17 protein-coding genes are annotated in these 17420 nt (G+C 61.9%); 9 read left to right on the top strand and 8 right to left on the bottom strand.

From position 1 onward, the window contains the following. Positions 1-2 precede the first annotated feature (2 nt). Both AC3WQS_RS00085 and AC3WQS_RS00080 read right to left on the bottom strand, forming a co-directional pair. The gene (locus AC3WQS_RS00085) at positions 3-788 is read right to left on the bottom strand and encodes an IclR family transcriptional regulator (RefSeq protein WP_019745572.1); all 786 of its coding nucleotides are present in this window, start codon (positions 786-788) and stop codon (positions 3-5) included. Further along, positions 785-2323 (bottom strand): APC family permease, encoded by a 1539-nt coding sequence (locus AC3WQS_RS00080; RefSeq protein ID WP_492712620.1) that lies wholly within the window; start codon positions 2321-2323, stop codon positions 785-787. The genes AC3WQS_RS00085 and AC3WQS_RS00080 overlap by 4 nt, the downstream gene beginning before the upstream one ends. A gap of 348 nt (positions 2324-2671) precedes the next feature. Here AC3WQS_RS00080 and AC3WQS_RS00075 point away from each other — a divergent pair, with 348 nt between their 5' ends. The 8 genes from AC3WQS_RS00075 (at position 2672) to AC3WQS_RS00040 (ending at position 9172) form a co-directional block, all read left to right on the top strand. Continuing rightward, a complete protein-coding gene (locus AC3WQS_RS00075; protein ID WP_416315852.1) occupies positions 2672-3262 on the top strand; it encodes a MauE/DoxX family redox-associated membrane protein in 591 nt (196 codons plus the stop codon). A gap of 43 nt (positions 3263-3305) precedes the next feature. Further along, entirely contained in the window at positions 3306-3914 is a 609-nt protein-coding gene (locus AC3WQS_RS00070; RefSeq protein ID WP_019745575.1) for a redoxin domain-containing protein, read from the top strand. A 45-nt stretch (positions 3915-3959) separates the two neighbouring features. Beyond that, positions 3960-4661 carry a methylamine dehydrogenase light chain gene (locus AC3WQS_RS00065; protein ID WP_256922169.1) on the top strand — a complete coding sequence of 234 codons (702 nt, stop codon included), beginning with the start codon at positions 3960-3962 and terminating at the stop codon, positions 4659-4661. Next, positions 4658-5977, top strand: a complete 1320-nt coding sequence (locus tag AC3WQS_RS00060) for a hypothetical protein (RefSeq protein WP_228401393.1) — start codon at positions 4658-4660, stop codon at positions 5975-5977. The genes AC3WQS_RS00065 and AC3WQS_RS00060 overlap by 4 nt, the downstream gene beginning before the upstream one ends. Beyond that, complete coding sequence (locus tag AC3WQS_RS00055; protein ID WP_492712619.1) at positions 5974-7563, top strand: multicopper oxidase family protein; 1590 nt, start codon at positions 5974-5976, stop codon at positions 7561-7563. Before AC3WQS_RS00060 ends, AC3WQS_RS00055 begins: the two co-directional genes overlap by 4 nt. Positions 7564-7590: 27 nt before the next feature. Next, entirely contained in the window at positions 7591-7938 is a 348-nt protein-coding gene (locus AC3WQS_RS00050; protein ID WP_492712618.1) for a cupredoxin domain-containing protein, read from the top strand. Then, positions 7938-8261, top strand: a complete 324-nt coding sequence (locus AC3WQS_RS00045) for a cupredoxin domain-containing protein (RefSeq protein ID WP_092764752.1) — start codon at positions 7938-7940, stop codon at positions 8259-8261. The genes AC3WQS_RS00050 and AC3WQS_RS00045 overlap by 1 nt, the downstream gene beginning before the upstream one ends. Positions 8262-8335: 74 nt before the next feature. Further along, positions 8336-9172 (top strand): methylamine utilization protein, encoded by an 837-nt coding sequence (locus AC3WQS_RS00040; RefSeq protein ID WP_080909860.1) that lies wholly within the window; start codon positions 8336-8338, stop codon positions 9170-9172. Positions 9173-9267: 95 nt separating this feature from the next. Here the strand turns inward: AC3WQS_RS00040 and AC3WQS_RS00035 are convergent, their stop codons facing one another. From AC3WQS_RS00035 to AC3WQS_RS00010, 6 genes are read right to left on the bottom strand one after another with little or no spacing between them, the layout of a single operon-like run. Continuing rightward, the gene (locus AC3WQS_RS00035; RefSeq protein ID WP_019745580.1) at positions 9268-9957 is read right to left on the bottom strand and encodes a SanA/YdcF family protein; all 690 of its coding nucleotides are present in this window, start codon (positions 9955-9957) and stop codon (positions 9268-9270) included. Between the two features lie 25 nt (positions 9958-9982). Beyond that, positions 9983-11716 carry an ABC transporter ATP-binding protein gene (locus AC3WQS_RS00030; RefSeq protein ID WP_264613429.1) on the bottom strand — a complete coding sequence of 578 codons (1734 nt, stop codon included), beginning with the start codon at positions 11714-11716 and terminating at the stop codon, positions 9983-9985. Then, positions 11713-13527 carry an ABC transporter ATP-binding protein gene (locus AC3WQS_RS00025; RefSeq protein ID WP_492712617.1) on the bottom strand — a complete coding sequence of 605 codons (1815 nt, stop codon included), beginning with the start codon at positions 13525-13527 and terminating at the stop codon, positions 11713-11715. Before AC3WQS_RS00025 ends, AC3WQS_RS00030 begins: the two co-directional genes overlap by 4 nt. Next, entirely contained in the window at positions 13524-13871 is a 348-nt protein-coding gene (locus AC3WQS_RS00020) for a plastocyanin/azurin family copper-binding protein (RefSeq protein ID WP_047889044.1), read from the bottom strand. Before AC3WQS_RS00020 ends, AC3WQS_RS00025 begins: the two co-directional genes overlap by 4 nt. Positions 13872-13881: 10 nt before the next feature. Continuing rightward, the gene (locus AC3WQS_RS00015) at positions 13882-15444 is read right to left on the bottom strand and encodes a multicopper oxidase family protein (protein ID WP_492712616.1); all 1563 of its coding nucleotides are present in this window, start codon (positions 15442-15444) and stop codon (positions 13882-13884) included. Continuing rightward, positions 15441-16463, bottom strand: coding sequence for an ABC transporter substrate-binding protein (locus AC3WQS_RS00010; RefSeq protein WP_021331816.1), 1023 nt, complete (start codon positions 16461-16463; stop codon positions 15441-15443). The genes AC3WQS_RS00015 and AC3WQS_RS00010 overlap by 4 nt, the downstream gene beginning before the upstream one ends. A 146-nt stretch (positions 16464-16609) precedes the next feature. Here AC3WQS_RS00010 and AC3WQS_RS00005 point away from each other — a divergent pair, with 146 nt between their 5' ends. Continuing rightward, positions 16610-17341 (top strand): TetR/AcrR family transcriptional regulator, encoded by a 732-nt coding sequence (locus tag AC3WQS_RS00005; RefSeq protein WP_019745586.1) that lies wholly within the window; start codon positions 16610-16612, stop codon positions 17339-17341. The last annotated feature ends 79 nt before the right edge of the window (positions 17342-17420 follow it).

Genomic DNA, 17420 nt, shown 5'->3' with positions numbered 1-17420 from the left:
CGTCAGAGCAATCCGGTGAGCTGACGCGCACAATCGAGTAGGAAACCGACCAACTCTCGATCCTCGTCCGTCACTCGCCCGCTCGCTCCCTGAACACATAACCCGCCGGCCACCTGGTCTGCGTGATCTCGAACCGGTACTGCCACTGCGGATCGACCCAGGCGGCATTCCTGGTTCTCGAATGCAAAACCCTGCAGGCGAACAGACCTCAACTGCTCATACAACGCATCGAAATCACCGAGGGTGAACTCCGTGACCCGGCGAAGTTCCAAACCCGAAAGCAACCGCTCGTCGTGCGCCAACAGAACCTTCCCCAGCGCATTCGCGTGAAGGTTCTTGGCCAGTGCCGCTATTCCGATGATCTCGTGATCCGGATCCTTGTCGACGAACCGCAAGCGCCCACCGGCGAATGACGCGACGTGCAATCCGAACCTCGTGTGTGTCCGCATGTCCTCGACGCGCTCGTGCAGCGTCGGCGCCGGACCACTCGACGACGCCGCATGCGAGAGCTCGGCAGTCCGACGTCCCAACGCGAACCCTGACAGGTCCGGCACCCGCACGAGAAAGCCCTCCGCCACCAGCAGATTCAGCATCCGGTACGCCGTGGCCGATGGAACGCCTGCAAAAGTGGCGATCTCCTTCGCGGTTGTTCCCGGTCCCAGATGAGCCACCGCCTCGAGCATCCCCAGCGCCTTCTGAACCGCACGCGGTTGTTGTCCACTGAAGTGGGTCTCTTCGCCGATCTGTTTTCCTGATCGTGGACCAGCGGTTGCACGGTCCGCGGTCACCGCCCATGCTCCGGCGAGTCACCCTCGGCGGTCCCACGATCCGGAACGAGTCGCCTTCGCCCGTCACCGTCGATCAGCAGAGTGCCAGCACCGGGCAACAGGTCCGCCGTCTCGACGCTGTCGAAAGCGCCAACCATCAGAAGGCTTTCAGGTCTGGCTCTACGGAGCAATGCGCTCCACACTGTCCCCGACACCGCAACAGCAAGAGCAGCGATCGGCAGTGCCCACATCCCGTGAACCGCACCGTCGAGAACGATGTAGACCAGTAGACCAGCACCGGCGGTACTCACGGACAGGGTGCATATCCGGGTCAGCGACGTATGTTCCCCGATTCGGCGCAAGAACTTCCACGAAGCAAAGGCCACCAGCGTGTAAGCGCAGACCAACGCGGTCTCCACCACGCCGTCGAAGGATCCCGAATCGTCGCGAACCGTATCCGAATAGATGAACACGCCTGCCGCACTTACCGCGACGAACGCAAGTACCGCAACGTACGGGGTGCGGAACCGTCTGTGCACGCGAGCGAGCGGCGCAGGCAGTACCCGTTCGATCCCCATCGAATACAACAACCGCGAACCCGCCTGCGCACAACCGAGAGTGGATGCGAACCAGGAACATGTCATTCCGATCTTGACTGCCAGAACCACCTCCGCGCTGGCCCCCGATGCCGTTCCCTCGAAGTACGCTCCGACGATCGTCGCGCCGTGGCCGGTCATCGCCGCCCAGGCCGCAAAAACGAAGAGGACCCCGCAGATGATCGGCGAAATGAGAACCGTGCGTGTGACGCCGATGAGTGGTCGCTTCGCTTCCGGACCGAAGAAGGCCGAACTTTCGAAGCCCGCCATGCTGAGCACCGTCAGCATCGCGAGAAACGGAACTGCACTCAGCGACGGATTCGGCAGGGCAACAGCAGTTGTCGTGTCACTGTGCGTCGCCAGCATGACCACGACGATGAGAATCAACGAGCACGCTTCGACGACCAGGATCGCTCGGGTGGCGAACCGGACGCCGCGCACTGCAATCCACGCTACGGCCAGGGCAATCGCCACCGTCGTGATCACTGTCGCGGCAGTTCCTCGCACGTCGGGGCCGACAATGGCGATGGTATCGAGCAGACTCGGAACCGCCTGCGAGAAAACCGAAACCGAGATTCCGAGATACCCGAGTACCAGTGCGGCGCCCGCCGTCAGTGTCGCCCGGATACCGGAGCCTTGGAAGACGAAGCTGTACAACGATCCTGCTGCGGCCAGTCTCCGCGTGAATTGAGTGATGCAGAACGCAACGAGAAACACCGCCGAAGTTGTCGCAGCAATCGCAGCCAACCCGACGTAGCCGGGACTGTAGGTGATCATCCACAGGGCGATGAACACCATTCCCGTTGCCGGAGCGATCGTGGAGAGTGATTGCCCCAACAGGTCGATCGGGGTCAAACGTCCTCGTCCGAGACCACGGAGCGGGGAGAACACGGGCTCACTGTGTTGATCCGCATTCTGCGCTCGCGTGATCGCTGCACGCAGTGCCGCACTCACGGCCATGTGTCACCGTCCGTCGCGTCCAGGCCCGAACCTACGAGCGAATTGTCAGAATTCGGTCAAGTTAGTCCGCTTATGTTTCCGCGCAGTTTCCACGATGGCGCGCACCGAACTTTCAAGTGAGAATCCGACTCTGTTTCCCACCCAGCGTCATGCCGGATCAAGGGCGGCCGACGGTATCCGGCCCCTCCGGGAGCACCTTGACCTGCGAGTTCTCCGATTCTCACACGACAACTGCTCTCTCAGTTGCACCTCGTCCAGGCGTAGCGCGGTCGACGCGGGTTCGCAGCATCGCCCGTACAGGATGTGTCCCACACACCACCGGCACTACCCGAGAGGAACGGAGGAAGCATGGACTTGGTCAGCGCCACCACTTCGGCGATCATCGGATTTGTTCTCCTGCTCGCCGGCATTCCCAAGCTGAACGACCACGACGGGGTCCTTCGTTCGGTGCGCGGATACAAAGTGTTGCCGGTGCGACTCGAAGTACCGATCGCTCGCATCCTTCCCGTCGCGGAAACCGTCGTAGGCATCCTTCTGGTTCTCGGCGTGGTCCATCGCCTCGCCGCCTTGGTTGCTGCCATCATGTTCGCGTCGTTCTTCACGAGCCTCACGATCAACCTCCTGCGTGGGCGACGCGATCTGGACTGCGGATGTTTTGCATTCGGAGTCGGCGAGATTCCGCGTATCGGATGGTTCCACGCCGTTCGCGCCGGAACACTCGCGGTGATCGCTGTGGCACTGTCGGTCACCGCCGGACAGGCTGAGATCGGCGTCCAGGTCGTGGCGGCGACCTTCGGATTCCTCCTCGTTCTGGCTGGAGTTGCTCTCGCACAAATTCGTTCGGTGGTCCACCTCGGACGACGCCCGGTCGACGACTACCTGTCGAGCGCCTCCATCCGCCTCCGAACCGCCGAAACCGCGTCCCGGTACGGCTCGTGACTCACATCCCCACCACTGAAAACTCGAAGGCAGGACTACCACGATGACCACTTTCCTCCTTGTCGCGACAGTGATCCTGGTGATCGCCGTAGCCGTACTGTTCTTGATGGTTCTTGCTCTGGCTCGTGAAATCGGCCGCGTACAAGTACGTCTCGGACCTCTCGGTGCCCGGATGATGGATACCGGCCCCAAGGTCGAACAGGCCGGCCCGTCGTTTGCCGGTCTCATCGATCAGGAAGGACGGACCGTCGGAGTCGGTGGTCACCGCGACAAACCTCAACTCCTGCTGTTCACAGCACCGAGTTGCTCGACATGCAAGAGCCTTCTTCCCGGCGTAAGGGCAATGGCCCGAGCCGAATCGGATCTCGACGTGATCATCATCTCCGACGGAACACCCGAAGAGCATCGCGAGTTCCTGGCCGGCAGCGGGATCGGTTCCGAGCTCAGTTACATCGACGCTCGAGACGTCGGTATCGCGTACCAGGTGGGCACCACTCCGTACGGCGTGATTCTCGACGAGCACGGCAAGATCCGAGGAAAGGGCCTGTGCAATCACATGGCTCAGGTGGAAAGCCTGCTCAATGCGCTCGAATCCGGCACCCCCTCACTCCAGCACCTTCATGCCCAGGCGAAATCCGGCAGCGCGGCCTGATCTTCCTGCACAGTTCGATCCTCTTCACGAATCAGGAGAAAATCGTTGGACGACAATGAATTCCCGCAGCACAACATCACGGAGAATCGATATCCCGTCGACGAGGCGACAGTTCAGGCCCAGGCCGAATGGATGGCGGGCCAGGGCGGTTCGCTCACCAGTCGAACCGGACGTAAACTCTCCGAACGAGTTTCGCGGCGATCCATGATCAGTCGGATCGGCAAGTGGACCATGGGTGTGTCAGGAGTGGCACTGATCAGCACACTTCCTGTGACACGTAGTGCCTTCGCCCAAGAGCCCGAGGTTCCTGCGCCGGCACCTGGCCCCGAACCTCTTGTCCCTGTCTACGACGGTAAAGATCCGGCCGAGTGCGAGTACTGGCGCTGGTGCAACATGGACGGAACGTCCTGTGCCGCATGCAACGGCGGCGGTGTCACCACCTGCGCCCCCGGCAGCAAGCCCGGCGCAGAGTTCTGGGTCGGATGCTGCACCAACCCTGATACCGGCAAGACCTATCTGATCGCCTACTACGACTGCTGCGGTGCACCTTCGTGTTCCAACGCATTCTGCGGCGAACCGGACATGCAGGCCGTGATGTACAACCCGGTCTCCGGAAGCTACGACCAGGAAATCATCTGGTGTGTCTCCGACGAGTCTCAGGCATACACCTGCACGATGGCGCCCATCATCGGTGAGGACTGCCAGACTCGACCGGCCGAGCGCCCCAAGGTCGGTGCCGGATCATGAGCAGTTCGCGAACCCGAAAACTGGCGCGCCCCGCCGTTGCCGTCATCCCACTCACAGTCGTACTCGCGCTGGCCGGTTGCAGTTCGTCCGACAACGACGAACCTTCCAGCGCAGGCGATGTCACCTATCCGACAGTTCCGTTCACTGCTCCGGGCGAGGGGATCTCCCTCGGTCACGACGACCAGGAAATCGGCGATACCATTCCCGAGCCGTTGCACGTCGGTTCGATCACCCCGATCGCAGCTGACCGCTTGCTGGGCGTCGAAGGTGGATTCGGCCAGCTCGAGCTGAGCGTCAACGTCATCGATCCGAAAACCGGTGTGGCCGAGAGCCGAATCACCGTCGGCCCGGGTATCTGGGACCCGGTCATTCACGGATTCGTCGGGGATTCCGCCGAAGATCCTGCGGTGCTCGCTGCCGAGGTGTGGCGCCCCCGAGGTTCCCGCGGCGCAGCAGATTTCACGGTCAGCACCTACTCCGGAAACCTGCTGGAACCAGCCGAGGTCATGCTTCCGGACGTCGCACGCGTACATTCCCGTCCCGGCTCGAACGCCGTGACGTCCGACGGCAAGTTCTTCGTCACGTGGGACGACGGTTTGTACGGAATCAGAGTGGTCGACCTCGAGAAGAAGGAAGCGACCGGTGCACTCCAGATAGTCGGCTGCGGTCCGTTCACGTGGATGGTCGATCACGAGCTGTACAGCGTCTGCGAGGACACCCGGGAACTGCTGCACGTCACGATCGGTGACGACGGTGTTCCGAAGGAAACCGCCCGAAGCAAGGTCCTACCCGAGGATTTTGTCTCCACCCGCAAGGTCACGTGGGCATCGGAAGCACAAAAAGCCTTGCTGGTCAGTGAGAACGGCGATGTGTACGTCTTCGACTTCTCCAACGGACTGCCTCAGGAAGGTGTCAAGCCGATCGGAAACGCCGGGCAGGACTCCGGTCGATTCTCGGAGAACGTCATCAACGCCGACGCAACCCGGCTCGCAATCGCGTACACGGACACGGCTATTCATCCGGACTCTGCTCGGGGAGGCTCACTGGTCAAGATCGACTTGTCCGATGCAACGACCTTCGCCCCGGTGAAGAGCTTGACGCTGGCAGACCTCGGCTTGACAGACATCAAGAGCATGACCTTTTCCGTCGACGGCGCCACGTTCTACGTGCTCGGTACCGGACCTGAGGTCGAAGGCTCCGCTCCGCAGAAGATCGTGGGTTACAACGCGAGCACCGGCGAGCAGGTCAGTTCCGTCGATGTCTCGGGCAACGTCGGGGATGTCAGCGGGTTGATCACACCAGAAGTACTCCGATGAGTCGTCCCGGATCCGGTGTGGCGATGGGCCGGCGCCGCTTCCTGAGTTTGGGAGCACTCGGCGCCGGAGCACTCGGGCTCGGCGCGATGGGGACGATTGCCGGATGCAGTTCCACTGCAGCATCTCCGACGCCCACAACCGATCTCGACTACATTCTGCCCACCGACCCCGAAGTTGCCGCCGCAGAATCGGCGCGAGCCTGGAACGGGACGACCGCTGCGTTTGCCCTTGCCGCCGGATTCTCGACGGTAGATCTTGGCGGACGCCTCGTGGACACGTGGACGTACGGAGGCGCTGCGGTGGCTCCGGAACTTCGACTGAAGTCCGGTGACCGGGTGAACGTCAGCGTCCAGAACGGCCTCGATGCCGAAACAACACTGCACTGGCACGGAATTCGAATCCGCAACGACATGGACGGCGCGGCACCCACCACGCAGGCCCCCATCGGCGCCGGTTCGAGTTTCGAGTACAACTTCATCGCACCGGATCCGGGAACGTACTGGTACCACTCGCACAGCGGATTACAAGCCGATCGGGGGCTCTTCGGCGCCATGATCGTCGAGGACCCGAACGACATCACCGGGGCCGACGCCGATGCCGTTCTGGTGCTCGACGACTGGCTCGACGGATTGGGTACCACACCGGATTCCGTCCTGATGGCCCTGAACCCGGCAATTTCGGGCGGGCACGGCGGACACGGCGGTGGGGCAACGACTCCGGCGGAACACTCGGAAGCCGACATGTCTTTCGCGCAACAGTTGGTGAGCGGTGGACACGGTTCTTCCGAACCACTCGGCGGGATGACTCAACACATCGCGTATCCACTGCACTTGATCAACGGGCGGCCACCCAACGATCCTGCTGTCGTCACTGCAGCGCCCGGTTCGACCCTTCGACTGCGAATCATCAACGCAGCCGCCGAAACTCCGTACCGGTTTGCGGTGGCCGGTCACGAGATGACAATCGTCGCTACCGATGGCTACGACGTGGAACCAACTCCCGCCGACACCATCATCGTCGGAATGGCCCAACGCTACGACGTACTGGTGACGGTGAAGTCGGGAACATGGCCGGTGGTGGCGAAGGTCGAGGGCCGAGATGGTTATGCGTCGACCGTCCTACGCAGCACCGACGCGTTGGCGCTGGCGAATCCGGATGTGGGCGGAAACCTCTCGGAACTGGCCGGCCGACTGGTCACCGAAAGCGAACTCCGGCCCACGGAATCCGCACGGCTCGAGACGAAGTCGCCTGATCGCGACTACCACATCGAATTGATCCAGGCCGGCGATCGGTACGTCTGGGGAATGGCGGGAGCCGATGCGGGCAAGCTCGTCATCAAACAGGGCGAACGGGTCCGGATCACGATGAAGAACACGTCCACGATGTGGCACCCCATGCACACCCACGGCCACACGTTTGCGGTACCGGATTACGGCGGACTTCGCCGAGACACCGTCAACGTCCTACCCGGCACCGAGCTTGCCATCGAGTTCGACGCCGACAATCCCGGCGAGTGGATGTTCCACTGCCACAACGCCTACCACTTCGAGGCCGGCATGACGGCAAATCTGCGTTACGTCCGCTGACAAGTCGAAGAATGGAGAGAACACCTCATGAAGAAACTCGTTCCCGCTTTCCTGTCCGCGTGCGCTGCCCTGAGCCTCACCGCCTGCAGTAGTGATGCCGGTGCGTCGTCGGACGAACCTGCAGTCGTGATCGAGGTGAAGAACATGGCGTACACACCGGCATCGGTCACCATCGAGAAGGGACAGACCGTCGAATGGAAGTTCGACGACAGCGGACTCCCCCACGACGTGGTCGGCAACGGTGATCTCGACGGGAAGCTGAAGAGCGAGTTGCTCACCGAGGGAACCTTCTCGTACACGTTCGACGACGCCGGCACCTTCACCTACCACTGCACGCCCCATCCGATGATGGTGGGCACCGTGATCGTTCAATAGTGAGGAGGTGGATCGTCGGCTTCGGCCTCGCTGTCGCGGCGACGTTTGTCCCAGCTTGCGGCACAGAAGATCCCGTCCCCGACGTGGTGGTCGAGATCAGCAATGTTCAGTTCAGCCCGATGGACGTCACCGTGGAACACGGCGGCACCGTCGAGTGGCGCTTCGACGACGGTGGACTCCTGCATCATGTGGAATCACCCGGCCTGTTCGACAGCGGTATCACCGGCGACGGAACATTCCGGCACACGTTCGAGAGCGTCGGCGTCTACGAGTATTCGTGCTCCGTCCACCCGTACATGATCGGCGTCATCACAGTGCTGTGAACTCTGGCTCATCACTTTTCGCTGCGACTTCGGCTCAACACTTTTCCTGAACCACAAACACTTCGGAGGATCTGATGACTACTGTTCTCTCACACGGCCCACTGCAGACCGATGTCCCTGACATCCGGCCGACCCTTCAAGGCTCGGTCGGCACCGCGACCCGTGTCAGCCTCGTCGCTGCGGGCGCTGCTGCGGGTGCCGGCCTCACACTCGTGGCCACGCCATCTGCGACAACAGCTTTGACCACAGCTGTTATCGGCGCCGGACTGGTTACGTCGCTGGCTGCGAACTGGTCGACCTGCGGAATGTCCGTCGCCGGAGTTGTTGCCGCGCCGAAGCAGGTCGATCGGAAGGGATCCTCGACTCCCGTCCGCCGACTCGGCTGGCACGCTCTGGGTTCGGTCACGACGGGAGCCGCCACCGGGGCATTGATCGGCACTCTCGGTGCGGCGATGTCCGGGTACATCCCGATCAGCTGGGCACTGGGCATCTGGGCCGTCGTCGCGGTTGCGTACGGGCTGCACGAGTTGGGTGCAGTGAGGATGCCGACTCCGATGCGGCGCCAACAGCTTCCGCGCCATCTGCGCCGCACAATGGCGCCCTGGAAGGTCTCGCTGATCTTCGGCGCGATCATCGGTCCGGGATTTCTGATCTTCATCCGCTCGAGTGCGTACTACCTCCTGGCACTCGGCGTCATGGCTTCGGGTTCACCGGCTCTCGGGGCGGCGCTGTTCACGGTCGTATCCCTTGGCCGCTGCATGCCCAGCCTCGCGGCAATCGTGCACACCAAGCGTGGTGGCTCGATGCCGGGATTCCTCTCGATCATGTGCGTCGTGGACCGTCGCGTGCAGAGCGTCACCGGCGCGGCATTGATCGCACTGGGAGCATTCGCCGCCGCAGCACTGATCTGACTGTCGAGCTAGCACCCTTCACCTCGAGTGAACACACGCTCCGACTCTCCGGAGCGTGTGTTCACTCGACAGAAACCGTGCGCACTCACCCCGCGTCAGGGAATCGACAGCGCCACCTGGACCGAGTCCTCCGACGGCGACGTCACCTTTGCGTCCCGACTCCACAGCATGTCCAGCGCTGCCTTGGGCTTGGCAAGAACCCACTCCCGCGCGGCGTTCTTGATCAGCGTCGGAGTTGCGCACCCGCAATCGCTGTTCACACCGTCTGCGTCGATGCCGACGTCTCGGCACAACGCAACAGCGCGGGGCACGTGATACCCCTGAGTGACGATCAACGCCTTGGTTACCCCATACGTATGTATGGCCCGAAAGCAGGTGTCATAGGTGTCGAGGCCGTACGGATCCCCCACGATGCGACGCTCATCTATTCCCTGCTCCACCAGGTAGTTCGTCATCGCCGCGATCTCGTCACCCGAGCCGCCGTTCGCGTCGCCGGAGACCAGGACCGCTTTAGCCTTTCCCGCTTCCACCAGTTCGACTGCTGCGTCCAGCCGCCCTTTCAGGAAAGCCATCGGCTTACCGTCCTTGATCTGCGCGCCCAGCACGATCACAACCGGAGCGTCGGGAGCATCGGCGGCGTCTGACGTATGTCCGGCCGACGCCACGGAGATCCACACGATCGAGCCCGCGTAGACAACTGCTCCGAGCACCGCAATGCCTGCGACCCAACGAGGCCACCTGCGCTTGCGCGGCGGTTTCACTGGATCTGCAGCAGCTTCGTCCATTCGTCGATCAAACCACACGGTTTGCTCATGGCTCGAGTGCTCGGTCGATCCTCCATCCCTCCGCGCCACTGCGCTCGGCCCACAGACCCGAGTACTTTCCACCTCGCGCGATCAGGTCTTCGTGGGAACCGACCTCCTCCACCCCTCCGGCTTCGAGGTAGACGATGCGATCTGCTCCCTGAATAGTCGACAGGCGATGAGCGATGATCACCACCGTTCGACCACGGGCCAATCGGTGAATTGCCTCGGTGATGGCGACTTCGTTCTCTCCGTCGAGGGCGGAAGTCGCTTCATCGAGAAGAACAATCGGAGTGTCCTTGAGGAATGCCCGCGCAATCGAGACCCGCTGACGTTCACCGCCGGACAGCAGTGATCCGCCTTCACCTACCCTGGTCTCCTCACCGCTCGGCAAACGGTCGATCACTTCGCCTAGCCTGGAATCCACCACTGCTTGACGGACCTCCGAGTCGGTGGCATCCGGTCTCGCCAACCGAACGTTCTCCAGGATGGTTCCGTCGAACAGGTAAACCTGCTGTGAGACAGTCGATATCCGAGACATCAATGCTCTCGTTCCGATGTCGCGAACATCGGCTCCCCCGATGGATACCGCACCTTCGTCGACGTCCCAGAATCTGGAGATCAGCCGAACCAGAGTTGTCTTTCCGGAACCGGAAGGACCGACCAGAGCAGTGACCGAGCAGTCCGGGAATTCGAGGCTCACGTTACGAATCACGCGATCCGGGCCGTAGCCGAAGGAGACCGAATCGAACCGAATATCATACGAGGTAGGCTCTTTCGGCACCTCAGGCTCCGCCAGCACCGGTACATCGATCATCTCTCGGACAGATCCGAGCGACACCCGGGCCAGTGAGATACCTTCACCGAATCCTGCGAGCATTTGCATCGGCTCCACGAACCTCACGGCCAACACGAGAACAACGATCACGCTTGCTGTGTCGATGGACCCGGTGGTGACCAGCAGTGCCGCCAGAACCAGGACGGTGAGAAAGGCAACCTGAACGACGATCATGAAGCGCAGCAGATACTTGTCGACCGATCCGATTTCCTGCAGGTGTGCGTCCCGGTTGGACACAAGAGCTTCGTCCAACCGAGTCCAGCCTTCGCCACTCTTACCAGCCGAACGTAGAACTTGCTGCGCCTGTGCATATTCGACGACGCGCGATGCCAACTCGGATTCGCTCTTGCCGATCGCCTCGTATTCGGGAACAACCGCCCGTTGCACGTTGCGGTAAGCCCGAATCCCCAGTGGAACGAAGACGACCATCGCGAGAGACAGTCGCCAGTCCACAAACAAGACAGCGATCGCCACTGTCGCTGGAGTCACCGTGACGGTGACGAGTTGCGCGATGATCATTCCCGGGATGCTCATCAAGATAGCCGTGCCCTCGGTGACCAGGCGAGTGAACGCTCCACGGTTTGCCTTGCTGAACCACCCGAGCGGAACCTGCACCAAGTGCTCACCGAGGCGATGCATGATTCCACCGGCAAAACCCTCGATTCCGATGCGGTACGCCCGATTCTCGGCGATCCACCGTACGGCGCCACAGGCCACCGCCACGAGAGCAGCCGTGACAACCCACGGCACTGCGGCGTCGTAATCGCCGCGAACCACCGCTTTCAGGATCGGAATCATCAGTGCAAAGACGACACCCTCGAGTATCCCGGCGAGCGTGAAACCTGCTATCTGACCTCGCATCCCATTGTCGCGCCCGAGGATTTCGTCCAGGTCTCGAATCATTGCGGCGCCTTTCGCGGAGAGATGTCTTCGACGAGGGGGTTCTGGAGCGCCCACATCCGCGCGTAGGTTCCGCCGAGCGCCGACAACTGTTCGTGCGTACCCTTTTCCACGATCCGTCCGGCGTCGAGAACGAGTATCTGATCTGCGTATCGGACGGTGTGCAGTCGATGAGCGATCACCATCAGGGTGCCGCCGTCTGCACTGATCTCGCCCAGTGCGCGTTGAACGGCCGATTCACTGTGGGGATCGGCCTGCGAAGTCGCCTCGTCCAGGATGACGATCGGCGGGTTCTGAAGGATGGCGCGGGCGATGGTCAGGCGCTGCTTCTCCCCACCCGACAACTCACTGCCCGAACCACCACCGATCTCGGTGTCATACCCGTCCGGCAGTCGCATGATCACGTCGTGAATCTGCGCCCGCCTCGCCGCTGTCTCCACTTCCAGATCCGTTGCATCCGGTCGACCGAGCCGAATATTCTCGCGCACGCTGTCCCGCAAGAGCACAACATCCTGGAAGACGATGGCCATCGATTTCAAGACTTCACGACTGGACTGATCTCGTAAATCGCTTCCGCCCAGTCGAATAGACCCGTCCGTGACGTCCCAGAACCGCGGAAGTAGACGCGCCAAAGTGGTCTTTCCGGAGCCGGAGGGGCCAACGATCGCGGTCACGGTGCCCGGTTGCATCTCGAAGGAGATGTTCTCGAGGACGCGCTGCCCAGTGGTGTATTCGAAGCCGACGCTGTCGAATTCGACCAAAGTGCTGCGAGCAGGCACTGCATCCTGAGGTTCGGCCAGCTCTGGTTCGCCGAGGATGCTCTCGACGTGAGTCGCTCCCAGTTGGCCTTCGCGGTAGAGGTTGGCCATCGTTCCCATGTGCAGAACCGACGACGGAACACCGATTCCGACGACCAGAAAGGCAACAAGAGCTACCGGGGTAATCCAACCCCCGGACAACATTGCGGTTCCCGTCGCCGTGATGACCACGATGAGTACCGCCGGTGAGAGGAGGATCGACATCGCGACCACCGGCCTTCCCATCCCCGACATCCATCGCACGCACACCGCAACCATCGAATCGACAGCGCTCGAGTAGCGCGCGAATGCGCGACTCCCACTCCCGTACGTCTTGACGACCTCGATACCGTCGCCCAGTTCTACTGTCGCAGAGGTCAATGTCGACATTGCAAGATTCCAGGAGTCGACGTTCGTTCGATAGGCTCTGCGCATCGACGGCGCGGCAAGAGCGAGACACACTCCGATGTAGCCGACCAGGACCAGGCTGAACTTCCAGTCCATCGCCACCAGATAGATCAGGGCCACTATCGGCGACAGGATCGCGGGTACCACGTCGGCGGGAAGGTGAGCGACGAGAAGATGCATCCGCTTCACGTCGTCGGTCATCGCCTGCTTCACTTCACCGGTGCCACCATTTGCAAACCACCCCAGAGGAACTCGGGACAGATGCCGAGCGATACGCGAGCGGATCGAGTATTTGAAATGCGCGTCGGCGGTGTGGCACACGGTCAGCGCTGCGTTGTAGACGACAAAACCGAGAATTGTGCCCGCTGCACCGATTGCGGCCCACAGCCAGACCAGGTTCAACGACGAGTCGGTCAGGAGCACCCGCGCGATCTCGACCACCGAAACGTAGGGCAGGAATCGTAGCGGCACCGACAGCGCCGACAAACCCGCACCCAGGAGCAGGCGATTTCTCACGGGAGCGATCATGCGACCCAAAGCGTCTCGGTCGACCAGACCAGGCGAGTCTTCGAAGGCCACAGTCTCCTTCACTGTCATCGAGTTACTCACTCTTCGACGATGATCGTGCCGGTCATGTTCGGATGTGGTGTGCACGTGTAGGTGAACGTTCCGGCTTTGTCGAAGGTCTGACTGTAGGTTCCGCTTCCTTGGAGATCGCTCTTGATCCCCAGCTCGGCGAACACGACATCGTGCGGCATTCCCTGGTCCTCGAAAATCCACGTGACCGTCTGTCCTGTGTGCACAGTGACGGAGTTCGGTGAGTACGCAAGGTTCTTCACCGAGATCTCGACCGGCGCGTGCTCGGTGGAACCCTGTGATTCACCTCCGCACGACGTCAGCGTGAACACCGCTGCAACAGCGATCAATGTGGTCAACCCGGCGCGAACTGACATTCTGCTCTCCTCATCGAACGTAGTGGAGGTCGGCAGTCATCCCGGCCTCGAAGTGGTACGCGTTGTGACAGTGGAACATCCACCGTCCTGGATTGTCGGCGTCGAAGTCGATCGCCAATTGCGCACGCGGAAGTACGATCACGGTGTCTCGGCGAAGCCCGCCGTACGAGGGAACCGAGAAGGTGTGCCCGTGGGTGTGCATCGGATGCCACATATCGGTGTTGTTGTTCATGACGATTCGTATTCGCTCGCCCTGCTTCATGATCAACCGACCCACATCGGTGCCCGCCATTCCCCAGACGTATCGATCCCCGGCCTGGATGAGATCAACCGAATACTCACGATCCGGCACCCGCTGTTCCCACGCGCCCGACGGTCGAAGCGTCGGTTCCAGAACGAGTCGGCCGCCGGACCCTGACAGCACTGCAGGGGAAGTCAGGTCGACGCTCGCTACCGAATCCGGTGTCCGAAGCAGGCACGCGGCGCCACCTGGCTTCCCTTCCACCTTCACGGCGATAGGCCACGAACCGGACTGCACCGTCACCAATACGTCGTATCGCTGCGCGGGTGCGATCAGAATCTCGTCTCCGGCTGTGTAGGCGATGTCCTGCCCGTCAGCACTGACAACGGTCAACTCGTGCCCGGCGACCGAGAAACGGTACGGAGTCTCCGCCCCGGCATTGATCACCCGCAATCGAAGCCGTGTTCCGGCCGCTGCACTGACGACGAAGGGATCTTCCACAGGCCGTCCGTTGATCAGGTGCAGTGGATACGTGATGTGCGTTGCCATTCCACCGAGCGCCTCGGAATTGCCGTGACCGCTGGCGAGAAGTTCTGCGGCAGAATCAATCTCTGCATCATCGACTTCCGGTGGAGCTCCGCCGTGCCCGTGGTGTCCTCCCTGCACGTCCGGTGACAATGCGCGAAGCACTGCATCCGGGGTTGTTCCCAGCCCGTCGAGCCAGTCGTCGATCACGATGACGACGTCCTCGTCGGCTCCGGTCCGGTCGTTCGGGTCCTCGACCACGAGTGCACCGAATAGCCCTCGATCGGCCTGCAATCCTGAATGGGAGTGGTACCAATATGTTCCGTGATCCGGGGCCACGAAGTCGTAGGTGAACTCGGCACCTGGTCGGATTCGTTCCTGGGTGACCGGTGGGACACCGTCCATGTCGTTGCGGATCGCAATGCCGTGCCAGTGCACCGAGGTCTCCGTCGGAAGGTCGTTCTGCAACCGAACGTTGAGTCGGTCTCCCTTGGAGATTCGAATCTCCGGACCCACCGCTTCTGCACCGTACGACCATGTGTCCACCCCTCTGGCGCCCAGACTCACCCGAGCCGGTGCAGCTGTCAGATTCCGTTGGACTGTGTGCCCGCTACGAATTCTCGCCTGTTCGGCAGCACGTACTTCGTCGTCGAACGGTGAAATCTCAGAACTGGTTTCGTTCGCCGAGCCACGGCTGCACGCACTCAGTGCCACAGAACCCAAAGCCACAGAACCCACAGCCGCAGAGCCGAGAGTCACCGCTCCCCATCGCAGAGCCAGGCGCCGACTCAACGCACTCGAACTCATGCCGTCAGCGCCGTGAATTCCTGATAGCGCGTCGCGGCAACAGCTTCGGTTCCGGTGCCGGTCAGATTGCCGGCAGCCATGGCATCCATGTCCTCGATCATCCAGAAAGTGGCGAAGGGATGAGTGGCGAGCCACATGTCTCCGTTGACCTTGGCCACTCGGTTCTCCTGCACCGCTGAAAGACTCGAGAACCCGGGAACACCGGCAACCTTGCCGAACTCGTACACGCCCTCGTCGAACACGGCTACGATCCGAGCATCCTGCGCCGGGATCGCCTCGTCGGACAGGGGCGCATACGGCAGTCCTCCAGCGGTATTCGCTCGCTGGGATTCCGGACGCCCGAAGCCGCTCTCCGCCAACAGCAACGACGGCGGCGCCTGCTCGGTGGTGGTGGCAAGGATTCCAGAACTGCTCATCAACACTGACACGGTGTTCGCTTCACCACCGGACCGAGCAGAGACGTCAGCGATCTTGCCTTCCAAAGCGACAGTCAACTTGTCGGCAACCGACTGACGATCAAAAGCGCGTCCGAAGAAGGCAAGATTCTCACGCCACGGAGTTGTGACGGCCGGGACCGGCACTGTGGGGACGGTCGACGCGAGGGAGTCGTAGTAGCTCCGATCGCCCATCGACGTGAAGATGACCAGTCCAGGATCCTGGGCGAGGACCTGCTCGATCGGGGGTGCACCGAGCGGCGGCACCGTGACCACCTCGGTACCCGCTGACGCCAAGATGTCCTGGCCGATCTCCGATCCCCACGACGTGAAGACCACGTCAGGGGTGATGCCGACGGCAAGGAGACCGAGTGCGGCGTATTCGTCGAGGGAAACAATTCGCCCGAGGTCGCCTGAAACCGACGTCTCACCGAATTCGTGGGACACAACACGCGTTCCCTCGGCAGGTTCCGTCGTCGGTCCCGCCTCACTCGAGCTACAGGCGGCCGCAGTCAGGGCAACGACACTGACCAGCAGCGAAGCACCCAGCCTCGATAGGTAACCGGGTCGCGTTTTCAACTTCATGGTGTCCTTCAGCTTCGGAAAATCGGGGGGCCGCTACAAATCCGAGCACTGCTCGGATTTGGCAAGTAAACCTCACCTAAGTTCATCCGTCAATCGGTTGCGTCGACTACGCGACCCGATCCGACGCCGCTAAGCTCGGTCGGACCATGACTGCGCCATCACCTGACAAGAAGTCCGCCGCGAAATCACAGCGCCGCCGGAGTTACAACACCGGGATCACTGCGGACGCCGTGCTGACCGTGGCGCTCGGGCTCAGTCGCGAGCACGGAGTCGAGGGCTGGTCGCTGCGGCAGCTGCTCAGCGAACTCGATACGTCGTTCTCCGTCGTCTATCGACTCGTCGGAGATCGGGACGCACTCTCGGCTGCGGTGGTCGACAGTGCAGTGTCGGCCGTGAACGTGCCATCCGCACAAGAAGATTGGCGTCAATGGCTGACGCATCTGCTCTTGCAGATGCGAGAGGCCTTGATCGAGTGTCCAGGCGCGGCACAGTGGCTGCTGATGAACGGAGTTGCCACCCAGCGCAGCCGGGAACTCATGGAGGCCGGATTGGCTTCACTGACCGCCGCCGGGTTCGGGGAAGAAGCCGCTCAGGCTTACACCGTCGCCTTCACTTCGACAACCACACTGATTGCCATGAACGACGCCAGGCGCATTCCCAGCGGACAGCCTTCACCCGATCACAGCGCGATGCTGGAACGCCTGAGCAACGACGGACCCTCAGATCCCCGTTCATCGATGGAGACACTGATCGGGAAATTTGCCGGTCCACCGGATGCTGCGGAAGCAACACGGGCAGAACACTATCGCTACACACTCGACCGTGTCCTCGACGGTCTAGAGGCGCGGCTGGACGCAATCAAAGAGTCACAGAAATGACCGCGGGGGGGGGGGGGGGGGGGGGGGGGGGGGGGGGGGGGGGGGGGGGGGGGGGGGGGGGGGGGGGGGGGGGGGGGGG

This window comes from Rhodococcus sp. FW305-130 (assembly GCF_058788335.1).
The sequence above is the reverse complement of the archived record's forward strand: the minus strand, read 5'-3'. Positions and strand labels throughout refer to the sequence as shown.